Source organism: Pseudidiomarina piscicola (assembly GCF_902806985.1).
Classification (GTDB): domain Bacteria; phylum Pseudomonadota; class Gammaproteobacteria; order Enterobacterales; family Alteromonadaceae; genus Pseudidiomarina; species Pseudidiomarina piscicola.
In genome coordinates, this window is record NZ_CADCXY010000008.1 from 1 (window position 1) to 13,718 (window position 13,718).

Here is a 13,718-nt window from a genome sequence, read left to right on the forward strand (position 1 = left end):
TAGTGAAACGCTTCAGCGCCGATGGTAGTGTGGGGCTTCCCCATGTGAGAGTAGGACACCGCCAGGCTTTAATTTAGAAGAGGCCCTCAGCTAACGCTGAGGGCTTTTTTTTTGTGGAAAAACGAAGCAAGAGCAAGAGCGATGTTCGATGTTTGCTGTTCGCTGTTTGAAAAAGACATAAAGAGCAAGAGCGATGTTAGCTGTTTGCTGTTCGCTGTTTGAAAAAGATAAAACAAACATCGTTTTTCGCCCTTCGTCTTTTGCCCTAACGAACATCCAACAGCTAACATCGAACATCGTTCTTCGTCTTTGTCCTTCGCTTTTGTCCTTGCTCCTGTTTCGCTTGCTGGTTTAGAATGCCCCTATGACAACACACCATAAACATACCTCGCTGAAAGAACTGCATACATTTCGCTTACCCTACAGTGCACAGGCGCTGATCGAATTGACGTGTGCCAATGATTTAGCTGAGCTGAATGACGACTATTACGTACTCGGTGAGGGCAGTAATACTATTTTTACTGAAGACTTTTCCTATCCGGTGCTTCGGGTTGCGATAGAGGGCTACGAGCAGACATCAACCGAGCAAGGCTATGAGCTGCGTGTCGGCGCCGGTGAGAACTGGCACGCGCTTGTGGTCAGAACTTTATCGGCAGGTATGCCTGGACTGGAAAATTTAGCTTTAATTCCCGGTAGTGTAGGTGCTGCGCCGGTACAGAATATTGGTGCTTATGGCGTCGAGGTGGCTGAGTATGTGCGCTCGGTTGAAGCTTGGGATCGGCAGGCTCGGAAATTTGTGGTTTTCACAGCCGAGGAATGTCAGTTCGCCTATCGAGATAGTCTTTTTAAAAAGCGACCTGGCCGGTATGTGATTACTTACGTTAACTTGCTGCTGCCTAAGCAATGGCAACCGAGGGTAAGTTATGGAGCCCTTGCGGAATTGGGCGCAGAAGCGTCAGCTAGCGCTATAATGGAAGCTGTTATCCGTATCCGTAATAGCAAATTGCCCAACCCAAAAGAGTTGCCAAATGCTGGCAGTTTTTTTAAGAATCCAATTGTTAGCCGCGGCGATTTAAAACGGTTGTTAACGACTTACCCGGCCTTACCGTATTTTTCTGTTGATGCGCAGCATGTAAAGCTCGCAGCCGGTTGGATGATTGACTATTTGGGCCTTAAGGGCTTTTCAGTTGGCGATGCTGCGGTTCATGATAAACAAGCCTTAGTACTCGTCAATAAAGGAAGTGCTTGCGGCACAGAGTTGCTGTCGTTGGCGAAGGCTGTACAGGCTAGGGTTGCAAAGGAGTTTTCAGTGGCACTCGAAGTGGAAGTGCGATTGTTAAATGATAAGGAACTGATCAACGTATGAACAAGCGTGATGATCGTGTCATTCGAGTTATAGAGCTGCTGGCCGATGGTGAATTCCATTCCGGTCAAGATATCGGTGAAGATATCGGCGTGTCTCGTACCGCCATAAGCCAGTATATTAAACAAATTCAGGCGCTAGGCCTTGATGTATTTCGCGTGACAGGTAAAGGGTACCGGTTAGCGCACTCGATAAATCTATTGGACGAACCAGAAATAGAAAAGGCCCTCGGTGAAGAACATCGTTCGAGCTTTGAAGTGTGCCGGGTCGTCACGTCGAGCAACGATGTATTACGTCAGCGACTCAATGAACAGTCGAGCCTCGAAGCGGGTTATGCAGTATTAGCCGAAGCACAAACGGCTGGGCGTGGTAGACGTGGGAAAAGCTGGTACTCGCCATTCGCATCCAACCTTTACGTAAGTATGTATTGGCCGTTAGAACACGGTATGGCGGGCGCGATGGGGTTGAGTATTGCCATAGGTACGGCGCTTGCTTCAACCTTGTCAGAAGAGGGTGTGGCCGACGTTGAGCTTAAATGGCCTAATGATGTTTTAGTGAAGGGCAAGAAGCTAGCTGGTATTTTGATTGAACTTGAAGGGCAAGCAATCGACTCGGCTCATGCGATCATCGGCGTTGGTATTAATCTGAACATGCCCGAATGGTTGGCGTCGCCGATAGAGCAGCCGTGGACCGACGTGGCCACCGAGATCAATGGACCGGTGGTGCGAAATCGACTCGCTGCAAGGCTACTCGAAAGTTTACGGCAGGCGCTTACACGTTATGACGCGGACGGTTTAGGAAGTTTTATAGAGCAATGGCAGCGATTTGATAGCCTGGAAGGTAAGGCCGTGCGATTGTTGTTTGGAGAGAAGTCTATTGCCGGTACTGCGGTGGGTATCGCCGAGGACGGTTCGCTACTGGTGAACGTCGACGGGCAGGTTAAACGTTTTCATGCTGGAGAAGTTAGCTTACGTTATGAAGCCAAATAAATTACTGATCGACGCGGGGAATACCCGTGTAAAAACTGCCCTAATGGACGCTGAAGGTCATTTAGAGCCGCTTTTCAACTTGTCTTATGCCGAGCTAGCAGCGAATCCCATGGATGTCGCTGTCGAGTCGGTGTGGTTAGCGATGGTTGGTGGTAAACCCCAACAACTGTTGCTGAATGATTGGTTACAACTGCAATGCCCTGCGGCGGAGGTCCATACGGTTAACTCAGAGGCCGAACATTTCAACGTGACCAACGCCTATGCGCAACCTGGCGACCTAGGCGTGGACCGTTGGTTAGCCATCGTTGGCGCCTATAATGAAGCGCAAAAGCCGACACTAATCATTGATGCGGGCACCGCAATCACTGTTGACTGGGTTGATAGAGACGGGCGGCATTTGGGGGGCTGGATAGCTCCTGGGGTAGAGCTCATGCAAAACACGGTGGTAGAACGTGCACCTAAGGTTTTTGCGAATGCTGGCGACATGTGGGGCCGTGCAAATCAGCTCGGCAAGTCGACACCAGACGGCTTAATGGATGGTTGTGTCAATATGTTCACTGGGTTGGTACGACAGGCCGTTCAGGTGACTGAGACAGAACTAGACTGGCTGGACTACCGACTCCTTTACAGTGGTGGGTCGACACCGCTATTACCTATTGATCTGAAACGTCGCGGCGAAACACGAACGGAGTTGGTGCTACAAGGCTTGGCCTTGTATGCGCGCGAAGCTGAAAAGTGTTAGAGGGCTAGTACTGGTGATTGATGCGCGTCATCTGAGCTTCGATAGGCTAAGATGACGCTGCAATTTATTAGGATAAACGCGAGCGGAAATCCTGATAATTAAACTTTCGAACCAAATCGAAGTGTCCATCGGCGCGTAAAATACCGATACTCGGATGCTCAACGCCATTAAAAAATGATGTTTTCACCATGGTGTAGTGCATCATATCTTCAAAGATCACGCGGCTGCCAACCTGCAAGGGTTCAGCGAAGCTATAAAGGCCTACCACGTCGCCGGCCAGACACGAGTTGCCGCCAAGCTTATAGGTGTGGGGAAGAACCCCAGGCTCACGTGCGCCGGTAATGTTTGGCCGGTAGGGCATTTCTAATACATCTGGCATGTGCGCCGTGGCGGAAATATCCAAAATTGCTATTTGGCCTTCGTTTTCGACGATATCTACGACTTCAGCAACTAAAGGACCGGTTTGCCAAGCGACGGCTGAACCCGGTTCGAGAATCACTTCTAAGTCATAGGTTTCACGTAGGTGCTTCAGCTGTTTAATTAAATGCTCAACGTCATAACCTTTGCGAGTCATAAGATGACCGCCACCTAAATTCAACCACTTGATCTGATGCAGGTAGTCGCCAAACTTTTCCTCTACCGCCGCTAAAGTTCGCTCTAGGGCAAACGAATCACACTCGCATAAGTTGTGTACGTGTAGCCCCTCAATACCGTCCATGTCGGCCGCTTGTAAGTCGCTGGCACGCACCCCTAGGCGCGAGCCTGGGGCGCTTGGGTCATAGAGTTCGGTTTCAGCTTCTTGGTGTTCCGGGTTCACTCTTAAGCCCGCGGAGACACCCGCTTCTGAAACCTGTTCTCTGAAGCTACGCCACTGACTTAAACTATTGAACGATATGTGTTTAACAAGAGGTAATAGCTCTTCCATCTCGGTAGCTTTATAGCCGGGTGCATAGGCATGTACTTCGCGGCCGAATTCTTCTGCCGCTAGCTTTGCTTCCCAGACCGAACTGGCGGTACACCCAACCAAGTACTTTCGAATCAACGGAAAAGTGCTCCACATTGAGAAGCCTTTTAATGCCAGAATGATACGGGCACCGCTTTCATCTTGTACCCGCTGCATTAACTTCAGGTTCGCTTCCAATAACGCCTCGTTACAAACGTAACAAGGCGATGGAATAGCTTTTGATAAATAGTCTTGGCTCATGGCTTAACGCTTAAAAGGTGAGTCGCACTCAATAACCTGCCACGGCAAGCCGTACTGGCTTAAGCGCTCCATAAATTGGTCTGGATCGAATTGCTCCATATTCCAGACACCGGGCTTCATCCAATGTTGTTGTAACATCATTGATGCGCCAATCATTGCTGGAACACCCGTGGTGTAAGAAACGGCTTGGGCACCGACTTCATCGTTACAAACGGCGTGATCGCAGTTATTAAAAATAAAGATGGTTTTTTCTTGGCCATCTTTCATGCCGGTAACGTAGGTACCAATACAGGTACGACCGGTGTAACCTTCCGCCAATGAGCCAGGGTTTGGAAGAACCGCCTTCAAAAACTCCAGCGGGACAATCTTCTGTCCTTGAAAGTCGACGGGCTTGATTGAGGTCATGCCGACATTTTCAAGTACCCGTAAATGCGTCAAGTATTCATCGCCGAACGTCATCCAAAAGCGCGCCCGCTTTAGTGTTGGGAAGTGTTTCACCAATGACTCAAGCTCTTCGTGAAAGAGTAAGTAGGACGCGCGGACGCCCACATTTGGGTAATCTAGGTCTTCACGAACACTGATAGGATCAGTTTCATGCCAGGCACCGTTTTCCCAGAATTTACCGCGTTGAGTGATCTCACGGATATTAATTTCAGGGTTGAAGTTGGTTGCGAAAGCTTGGCCGTGGTCACCACCATTACAGTCGACAATATCGAGGTAGTGAATTTCGTCAAAATAGTGTTTCGCAGCGTAGGCTGTAAATACGTTGGTCACACCTGGATCAAAACCGGCGCCAAGCAACGCCATGATACCTTTCTCTTTGAAACGTTCATGGTACGCCCATTGCCAGGAGTATTCGAATTTGGCTTCGTCTTTCGGTTCGTAGTTCGCGGTGTCCAGGTAGTGCACGCCAGTTTCCAAGCAGGCATCCATAATTGGAAGGTCTTGATAAGGTAGTGCAACGTTAATGACTAAGTCAGGCTCAACCTTACGAATCAGGTCAGCCACTTCACTGGCTTCATCGGCATCGACTTTATAAACGCCGACCACGCGATCTTTACCTACTTCATTTTGTAGATTTTCGCACTTAGATACCGTGCGGCTTGCTAAATGAATTTCCGAGAAATACTCAGGTAGCATGGCGCATTTCTTTACCACAACTCCAGCAACGCCACCGGCGCCGATAATTAATACTCGTGACATGTAGACCACCCTTTGTGATTCAATTTTCGGGTAACAGAAAGGCTGAAATATAGCATAACTTTGGCAAAACAGCAGCCGTTGTTAGTCACTGTAACCGTGCTCATTTAGATAATGACTGATGGTGTGGCGTAATTGCTGCTCGAACTGAAAGCGGCTGCTTGCTTGGTAAATTTGCGCCAGTTCTGAACTTGCTACATTAGGCCTAAATAATTCTGCGCCGAGTTTCTTGAGGGTGGCATGATCACCGCGATGGTGTAGTAGATACCACCAGGCAAACCGGCTATTGGAAAACGGTAAATAGCCGCGAGTGAAACCGAGCAGCAGTGGAATGATAACGTCGTCGATGGCTAGGTTCGTGCTTGGAACTTTGCCTTGTAACCAGTCCTGCTCAGCCTGCTGAAGTCGCTGAAGCTGGTTTAGTACGGCGTGCACTTCTGGCCGCAATGCGACTGCCCAAATAGCACTCACCACGCCACTTGCCATATTCTTTTTTTGTCCACGCCGAATTTCTCGCAAGGTTGACGAACGCCAGAATTCCTCAACTTCTTGGGTAACACCAAAGCTGGAACCGATAGCGTCGATTCCGTCATTTTTGGCGGCAACGGCGAGTTGCTCGAGTAAGTAGCTTGCGATACCGTGGCGGCGTAGCTGTGGGTGTGCGGCAATTCGCACTATTCGCAGCCACCGCCAGTTTAGTGCTTGAGGTTGCTGTCGGTAGAAGCCGATCGCTTGGGGTAACAACTCACCCTTTATACGTCGTTGCCCGCAAAGCACGGGCTCATGTAGTTTCTTATCCAGCGGCCCTTCATAGGCGACCCAACAAACCCCGATCAAATCGTCTGCTGAGAACACTAGGCCTAACATTTGTTTCGGGTCGTCGAGTAGCAGCCGCAGGTCGTTTGGACTGCTCTGGTAATGAGCTTCCAGTAACAGTGTCATGACCTGATGCAATAACGGTTCTGCGAGTTCGCTTGCGTGACGATAGTGCCAACGGTACTGTGCAAGCGGTGTTGGAGGGCAAACCAGAGAAGGATGTTTAAGTAGTAGCAACTCATTTAACCAAGGCTCAACAGCGTCAGCAGTACTCCATCTCAAAGGTTGCTCTAAACGGTGTTGCCGACAATCAGTGTGGTCCTGCAGCCAAGTAAGAAAACGCAATGCGAAGCCTTTACCACAGCCTTCATAGCCATCAATCGTGGTTGCCACCGCCCAAACTCGGTAGTGCTGCTGTAACAACTTTAGAATGTGCAAAGGTATTGCGGCAGCTTCATCGATCACCAGTTGCGCACCGTAGCTGCTGGTATCTCGCAGTAACCTGTCCCAAGCGCGAAATTGTGCGCCACCTGCGGCATGATCAATCAAGGTGGCTACGGCATGTGGGTGCGAGGCAGTGACGAGTATTGGCGCTTGTTGATGATAGCCGGCTTGCTTTATTGCTAGGCCTAAACAAGTACTTTTACCGCGGCCGCGGTCAGCGACGATCAGGTGAGTGATGGTCGGCTGCGCTGTCATTGCATCAATGGCCGTTTGTTGTGCATCACTTGGTAAACTTGGCTGCTCAGAGGCGGGCAGTTTGAGGTGTGTTAAGGCCTTCAAATGTTCTGCTAAATCCTTCCACTGCGTGACCAAGATGACTTGGTCGTAGCTGCTTATTGACGCTAGAAAACGGTCATAAAACGCGGTTTTTTGCGGCGGTAGTATTAACCAGATACAGCCCCCGCCGGCAACCGTGCCGGTAAGTGCCGCCAACGCATCTGCATGAATTAATTGCTGGAAATCGAGCACCAGTTGTTGATGACTTTGACCTAGTGCATCGCGGTAACGGTGTACTGCTTTGTGGCGCGTGTCACCGTCGCTGAACCAGATAGCGCCGGGCACCATTTGTTCTATGGCTTTAAGCAGCTCGTTGCGCTTATCAGGAGACTCGGGGGCAAAAACAAAAACACCACGCTGGCGTGCTGTTTTTAACTGTTGCTTCAACCTTTGTAAGGCCACATTCATGGGGTTTGAGAGCTACAACAGTGACACGTCGAAAAACTTCATTGCCACGGTGTTGATAAACACGATTGCAAGAATCACCGGAATAAAGGTGCTAATGGCAAAGTTAACGTATTTATGCAAAAAGCTGGTTGCATAGCTTTCGTTGCCGTTGCTCAACTCGGCTGTGAAGTTCTCACGCTTCCAACGGTAGCGAACGAATAAACAAATCAGCAAGCCGTTAAGCGGTAAAATAGTGTCGTAGAATACGTCAACGATAATATCGAACAGCGATTTATCGACACCCGCATAAGTGATGACGTTGCTTACCCATGGTACTAAGCCAAACGAGGTAGCGGCCAAAAGAGTCAAAATAGTAATGGCTAAACCCATGACCAATAACGCGGTGCTGCGGGAAACCTTTCGTTTCTCCATAAATGACGATGTTGGAACTTCGATAATCGATACCAGCGAGGTAATTGCCGCAACGAGCGCAAGCAAAAAGAACACCGAAGCGGCAACCGTTGCAAAGCCATAACCAACAATATCTGACAGTTGCATAAAGATCTGTGGGAAGAATGAGAAAATCATCGACACAGATGAATCACTTAAAGAAGCTGGATTAGTGTCTGGATAAATGGCAAAAATCGCTGGTAAGGTCATTAAACCAGCGGTAAAGGCGACCGCGGTATCAGTGATAGCAACGAGCTTACCAGAAGTAACGATGTCGTCGTTGCGACGGAAATAAGAGCCATAGGTGATTAAGATACCCATGCCTAACGACAACGAGAAGAAGGCCTGAGCTAAGGCTCCATTGATGACACTGCCGTCGATTTTGCTGAAATCTGGTACTAGATAGAATTCGACACCGGCCATAGCATTGTCGAGGGTAAGTACAAAAATCACCAACAAGATTAGCATCAAGAACAAGGTCGGCATCAAGATTTTTGAGGCGCGCTCGATACCCTTGCGCACACCGCCGAGCAAAATGAAATTGATGATGACGGTAACGGCGACTAGGTAGCCAATAAATGAGTAGTCATTTACAAACTGGCCAAAATATTCAGGCTGGGCAATAACATCAAGGTTGCCAGACAAGGTTTGGAACAGATAGCCAAAGATCCACACCGTAATGACCATATAGAACACAGCGATCATAAACGGTGTAATGGTGGCAAACCAACCAGCGATACGCCAATGGAGCGTGTTTTGTCCAAGTTCAGCATAAGCGCTATAGGGGCTATGCTGCGTGCGGCGACCAAGGCCCATTTCGGCAAGCATAATGGGCAAACAGATAAAAGCGACAAAGAGCGCGTAGATAATCAAAAACGCACCACCGCCATTCTTCGTTGCTGCAACCGGAAAGCCAACGAGGTTACCGATTCCAACAGCAGAACCTGCTGCAGCCAATATGAAGCCAATTTTCGAGCTAAAATGCTCGCGTGATGTACTCATAGGGAGACCTTTGTTTATAGTTATTATGCTGAGCGTGATGGGGTGGCTGAAGCCCCCCCTAAGTTATTCGCTCAATCCTAGCGTATGCCGTAGAATGCGGCAAGCGCCAGCAACGGATAGATACGATGCAACACGACTTATTTTCGACAAATGGTGGTAGCGAACCAATTTCGCTGGGTGCGCAGAGCGGACTATTGCGTGGATTTGCCTTACCACTGCAGGATCAATTGCTAGATGCTATTCAAGACATTGCACTTGAAGCTCCGTGGCGGCAATTATTTACCCCCGGCGGTAAACCTATGTCGGTGCGTACGACGAATTGCGGAACTTGGGGGTGGCACAGCGACCGACAGGGGTATCGCTATGTGGCGCACGACCCGCACACCGGCAAACCATGGCCGCAACTACCCGAGTTGCTCCAGCAGCTTGCGAGGCGAGCCGCGAGTCAGTTGGGGTTTAGCGACTTCGAAGCCGATGCTTGCCTACTGAATTGTTATGAACCAGGCGCTCAAATGGGTTTGCACCAAGACCGTGATGAACAGTCTTTTGCTGCACCTATTGTTTCGGTATCACTGGGTTTACCAGCGCAGTTTTTATGGGGCGGAACACAGCGCAATGAGCGGCCCGCGCGCATTGAATTGCTACATGGTGATGTGGTGGTATGGGGAGGTGTCGACCGTTTGCGGTTTCATGGTGTGGCCAAACTTGCAGCGGGAAAACATCCGCAATTAGGGGCGCAACGTATTAACTTAACGCTGCGCCACGCCGGCAATTAATACATCATGCTATAAAGTACACGACGGTAGTGCGCTGCTAATGGGTCGCCTTTGGGTAACCCGTTGAGCATATCGAGGGCTTTTTGTTTGGCATTGGCAAACTCAAAGTCTTGCTTAAGCACTTGGAAAACCAATTCCAAAGCTTCCTCCATACGGTGCGCCTGATAAAGCGCCGTTGCCAGTTCAAGTGCCAGTTCCAAATCGTCCGGCTGTTCCTCAACCTGTTGTTGCAAGGCCCTTAATTCAGGGCTGTCGGCGGCCTCACGGGCAAGTTGAAGTTTACTTTGTACATGCTGAAAGTAGCTGTCTTGATCAGCTAAAGCGATGGCCTTTAGCAGGGTTTCAGTCTGTTCGATGCGGCCAACACTGCAGGCAGCATCTGCGAGGGTAAGTTGTGCTTGCACGTTATCACTCTGCAGGTCGTAAGCTTGTTTCGCGGCCGCATAGGCCTCGTCAAATTGCTCTTGCTGTAGTAGCTGTTGCGCTTGCTGCAAAAGGTCGTCGCCAGGGCCTGGAATATGTTGTTCAATACGTGCTCGAATTGCGCTTTCCGGCTCAACTCCGGCGAAACCATCAACCGGTTGCCCGTCTTTAAAAAAGGCAACCGTGGGCAGACTCCGAATCCCAAATTGTGCAGCTAACTGCTGTTGTTCTTCGCAATCAATCTTGGCCAAGGTCACCCGATCACTGTAGTCACTTGCAAGTTTCTCGAGTATTGGCATAAGTTGCTTGCAGGGCTCACACCAGTCAGCCCAAAAGTCGACCATAACTAATTTAGTCTTAGAACCGGTGAGAATAATCTGTTCAAAGTTCTCTATGGTTACAGGAATTCCTATGTTTGCCACACTTTATCCTTTCTGTTGATTGCTTAGAAAATGAAGAGCTTAACTAAACCACCGTAAAAGCTTCTGTTTGAACGACGTATAAGGCGGATAGCGAAATTTTGGATCAAACCAAAACGGTCGTTGCATCACGGATTTTTGATGACTGAAGGTATCGAAACCATACTTACCGTGATAGCGCCCCATACCGCTCGGGCCCACACCACCGAACGGCAGCTTCGGGTTGAGCATAAACATCAGGGTATCATTATTACATTGATTGCCGGCGTGCGTTTGCTCGGTTAATTGTTGCAAACTTCGTGACGAACGACTAAAGCCGTATAAGGCCAAAGGCTTGTCTCGCTCACGAATAAATTCAATGGCGCTGGCAAGGTTAGGAATGGTTAACACCGGTAATATTGGCCCAAAAATCTCTTCTTGCATGACCGGACTGTCAGCTGCTACGTCAGTTAATACGGTGGGTTCGATAAAGCGGTTCTGGCGGTCGTACTCACCACCATAGCTAAGAGTTCCCTGATCTATGTAGCCGACTAATCGTTGCCAATGTTGTTCACTGACAATTTTGCCATAGTCTTCAGCGTTACTTGCATCGGTACCGAAAAACGACTCGATAGCATCGCGCAACGCATCAAGAAAGGGGCCTTTAATACTTTCCGCCACCAAAACATAATCGGGAGCGATACAGGTTTGGCCGGCATTGAGCCATTTGCCCCAAGCGATGCGGCGCGCGGTGATCGTTAAATCAGCGTCACTTAGAACCACAGCTGGACTTTTACCGCCAAGCTCGAGGGTCACTGGGGTCAGGTGTTCCGCAGCGGCCTTCATCACTAGGCGGCCCACGCGTCCGCCACCAGTGTACATAATATGGTCGAAACGTTGCGCTAATAGTTGCTGCGCAGTTTCTTTACCGCCGTTGATCACTTGTACTGCTTCATTGGCTAAATAATCAGGGATCAAGCGAGCCATCAGATCGGCAGTTGCTGGCGCTAATTCTGATGGTTTTAGCACCACGCAGTTACCGGCGGCCAATGCTGCGACTAGGGGGCTTAGGAGAAGTTGTAGCGGATAATTCCAAGCGCCGATAATCAACACCACGCCAAGTGGCTCAGGTTGCAAAAAGCTCTTGCCTGGCCACGCCATCAAAGGCTGACTGACTGCGTGTGGCTTCATCCACCGGCGCAGGTGCTTACAGGTATGGCTGATATCGCTGTGTAAGTATCCAAGTTCAGTAAGCCAGCCTTCGGCATTACTTTTGCCGAGGTCTGTCTGCAACGCCTCAAGTAGCTCAGTCTCATGGGTTTCAAGCATTAATGCTAACTGTTTTAGTTGTTTTATCCGCCAAGTATGTGGACGAGTAAGTCCGCCGACATAGGTATGACGCAAACGCTCCATGAGCGGTTCCAGCTCGCTGGTTACTTGCATTGACTGTTACTCCTTGGCAAAGCCACCTAAAGTAAGGGTTTTAGTTTCTTGATATTCTGCCAGCCCATAGCGAGAGCCTTCACGGCCAATACCTGACTCTTTCACTCCGCCGAACGCATTGTAGGCATGTGAGATAGCCCCAGCATTGATGCCTATCATACCGCACTCAAGTGCATTACTAACCCGCTCAATACGGCGATAGTCTTCGGCACAAAAGTACCCGGCAAGCCCAAACGGAGTTGCATTCGCTTTGCGTATACCTTCCTCTTCAGTGCTAAACGATTGAACCGCTACCACAGGGCCGAAAATCTCTTCTTGAGTAATAGCCATGGTCGAGGTGACTTGAGTAAGCAAGGTGGGGGCATAAAATAGCTCGCCTAGGTCGGTAAGCACTTCACCACCGAGCAGGCACTCAGCGCCTTGTTCCGTAGCTTCACCGACCAACCGTTCAACCTTTTCAATTGCGTCGCTATTAATCAGCGGGCCATAATCAACCTCATCAGCAGTGCCAACGTTTACTTTAAGTTTTTCCATTGCTGTTTTAAGCGCATTGACGAAAGTGTCGAGTACTTGTTCCTGCACTAATACTCGGTTTGCACTGATACAGGTTTGACCGGCGTTACGGAATTTACAAACCATCAACTGCTCTACCGCAAGCTCTATATCGGCATCGTCGAAAACGACAAAAGGTGCGTTACCGCCAAGTTCGAACGAAACTTTCTTCATGGTGCTTGCGCATTGCTGCATTAATGTTTTTCCGACCTCGGTGGAACCGGTAAAGCTAAATTTTTTCACGGCCGGATGTTCGGTGAGCACTTTGCCAACGGCTTTCGCGTTCGTGCTCGGAACAATATTAATCACACCGTCAGGAATTCCGACCTCACTGGCTAGCTGCGCAATCGCCAATGCCGAAAGCGGTGTCAGTTGCGGCGGTTTTACCACCATAGTACAGCCCGCAGCGAGGGCTGGCGCAACTTTACGGGTAATCATCGCGTTTGGAAAATTCCAAGGGGTGATGGCAGCACAAACACCAACGCCCTGTTTAACAATCGACACACGCTTATCGTCACTTTGGCGCGGTAAAATATCACCGTAACTGCGCTCACCCTCGGCGGCAAACCATTTTACAAAACTAGCACCATACTCGATTTCTGCAGCGGCCTCTGCGACCGGCTTACCTTGCTCTGCGGACATTAGCTCTGCCAATGCCTGTTTATTGACAAGCATTGAGTCGAACCAACGCTGTAAAAGAGCTGCTCGCTCGCCCGGAGTTTTCTTCCGCCAGCCAGGCAAGGCTTTATGTGCTGCTTCGATAGCGCGCTCTGCCAATACCGCATCAGCGTCCGCAACTTCGGCAATTAGCTCACCTGTTGCTGGATTAGCTACTTCGAAGCGCTGATCAACAGGAACCCAATGCCCATCGATGAACGCGTTAGTCTTGGTAAGTGATCGCATGCTATGGGATGTCATAGATTACCCCTTGTTAGTTGGCAGAATTTCAGAGATTTAATACTGTTCTTATGAGTATGTTGGTTATAAGGTTCACATGCAATCTTACTTTAACTTGCTAAGTTGCTCTAATTCACGTATAGTTCGCGGCCTCAGGGTCATTACCGCTAATGATGGGAGCGGCTCAACCCCTGACTACGCTGGGGTTCAGCGCCTAATCATCCTGCCAGAGTGTTCATCGTGTTCTGTAGCTGGGCGTACTTCCCCCTATGAAGCTTTACAGAAATGATGTGAGA

Annotated in this window: 11 protein-coding genes; 4 read left to right on the forward strand and 7 right to left on the reverse strand. The window is 49.5% G+C overall.

Annotated features, from left to right (window positions below):
• Positions 1-364 precede the first annotated feature (364 nt).
• The 3 genes from murB to PSI9734_RS11245 are packed head-to-tail and all read left to right on the forward strand — an operon-like array spanning position 365 to position 3,094.
• Entirely contained in the window at positions 365-1,366 is a 1,002-nt protein-coding gene (gene murB, locus PSI9734_RS11235) for a UDP-N-acetylmuramate dehydrogenase (RefSeq protein WP_173921223.1), read from the forward strand.
• Positions 1,363-2,352, forward strand: a complete 990-nt coding sequence (gene birA / locus PSI9734_RS11240; RefSeq protein ID WP_173921224.1) for a bifunctional biotin--[acetyl-CoA-carboxylase] ligase/biotin operon repressor BirA — start codon at positions 1,363-1,365, stop codon at positions 2,350-2,352. Before murB ends, birA begins: the two co-directional genes overlap by 4 nt.
• Entirely contained in the window at positions 2,339-3,094 is a 756-nt protein-coding gene (locus tag PSI9734_RS11245) for a type III pantothenate kinase (RefSeq protein ID WP_173921225.1), read from the forward strand. The genes birA and PSI9734_RS11245 overlap by 14 nt, the downstream gene beginning before the upstream one ends.
• Positions 3,095-3,161: 67 nt before the next feature.
• Here the strand turns inward: PSI9734_RS11245 and nspC are convergent, their stop codons facing one another.
• The 4 genes from nspC to PSI9734_RS11265 all read right to left on the reverse strand — a co-directional run bounded on the left by nspC (position 3,162) and on the right by PSI9734_RS11265 (position 8,933).
• Positions 3,162-4,298 (reverse strand): carboxynorspermidine decarboxylase, encoded by a 1,137-nt coding sequence (gene nspC, locus PSI9734_RS11250; RefSeq protein WP_173921226.1) that lies wholly within the window; start codon positions 4,296-4,298, stop codon positions 3,162-3,164.
• A 3-nt stretch (positions 4,299-4,301) separates the two neighbouring features.
• A complete protein-coding gene (locus PSI9734_RS11255) occupies positions 4,302-5,501 on the reverse strand; it encodes a saccharopine dehydrogenase family protein (protein WP_173921227.1) in 1,200 nt (399 codons plus the stop codon).
• Positions 5,502-5,582: 81 nt separating this feature from the next.
• Complete coding sequence (locus PSI9734_RS11260; RefSeq protein ID WP_173921228.1) at positions 5,583-7,502, reverse strand: tRNA(Met) cytidine acetyltransferase TmcA domain-containing protein; 1,920 nt, start codon at positions 7,500-7,502, stop codon at positions 5,583-5,585.
• 12 nt (positions 7,503-7,514) lie between these two features.
• Entirely contained in the window at positions 7,515-8,933 is a 1,419-nt protein-coding gene (locus tag PSI9734_RS11265) for a sodium-dependent transporter (protein WP_173921229.1), read from the reverse strand.
• 125 nt (positions 8,934-9,058) lie between these two features.
• Here PSI9734_RS11265 and alkB point away from each other — a divergent pair, with 125 nt between their 5' ends.
• Positions 9,059-9,709 (forward strand): DNA oxidative demethylase AlkB, encoded by a 651-nt coding sequence (alkB, locus tag PSI9734_RS11270; protein WP_173921230.1) that lies wholly within the window; start codon positions 9,059-9,061, stop codon positions 9,707-9,709.
• Here alkB and trxA read toward each other — a convergent pair.
• The 3 genes from trxA to PSI9734_RS11285 are packed head-to-tail and all read right to left on the reverse strand — an operon-like array spanning position 9,706 to position 13,443.
• Positions 9,706-10,554 carry a thioredoxin gene (gene trxA, locus PSI9734_RS11275; protein WP_246194939.1) on the reverse strand — a complete coding sequence of 283 codons (849 nt, stop codon included), beginning with the start codon at positions 10,552-10,554 and terminating at the stop codon, positions 9,706-9,708. The two genes, alkB and trxA, sit on opposite strands and share 4 nt — an antisense overlap.
• A 39-nt stretch (positions 10,555-10,593) precedes the next feature.
• Positions 10,594-11,973, reverse strand: coding sequence for an aldehyde dehydrogenase family protein (locus PSI9734_RS11280; protein WP_173921231.1), 1,380 nt, complete (start codon positions 11,971-11,973; stop codon positions 10,594-10,596).
• A 6-nt stretch (positions 11,974-11,979) separates the two neighbouring features.
• Positions 11,980-13,443: an NAD-dependent succinate-semialdehyde dehydrogenase gene (locus PSI9734_RS11285; protein WP_246194940.1), complete on the reverse strand. Its 1,464-nt coding sequence runs from the start codon at positions 13,441-13,443 to the stop codon at positions 11,980-11,982.
• Between the last annotated feature and the right edge of the window lie 275 nt (positions 13,444-13,718).

Coding starts and splice junctions, on each gene's coding strand:
- murB (WP_173921223.1), top strand. CDS start 365: ATGACAACACACCATAAACATACCTCGCTGAAAGAACTGCATACATTT.
- birA (WP_173921224.1), top strand. CDS start 1,363: ATGAACAAGCGTGATGATCGTGTCATTCGAGTTATAGAGCTGCTGGCC.
- PSI9734_RS11245 (WP_173921225.1), top strand. CDS start 2,339: ATGAAGCCAAATAAATTACTGATCGACGCGGGGAATACCCGTGTAAAA.
- nspC (WP_173921226.1), bottom strand. CDS start 4,298: ATGAGCCAAGACTATTTATCAAAAGCTATTCCATCGCCTTGTTACGTT.
- PSI9734_RS11255 (WP_173921227.1), bottom strand. CDS start 5,501: ATGTCACGAGTATTAATTATCGGCGCCGGTGGCGTTGCTGGAGTTGTG.
- PSI9734_RS11260 (WP_173921228.1), bottom strand. CDS start 7,502: ATGAATGTGGCCTTACAAAGGTTGAAGCAACAGTTAAAAACAGCACGC.
- PSI9734_RS11265 (WP_173921229.1), bottom strand. CDS start 8,933: ATGAGTACATCACGCGAGCATTTTAGCTCGAAAATTGGCTTCATATTG.
- alkB (WP_173921230.1), top strand. CDS start 9,059: ATGCAACACGACTTATTTTCGACAAATGGTGGTAGCGAACCAATTTCG.
- PSI9734_RS11280 (WP_173921231.1), bottom strand. CDS start 11,973: ATGCAAGTAACCAGCGAGCTGGAACCGCTCATGGAGCGTTTGCGTCAT.
- PSI9734_RS11285 (WP_246194940.1), bottom strand. CDS start 13,443: ATGACATCCCATAGCATGCGATCACTTACCAAGACTAACGCGTTCATC.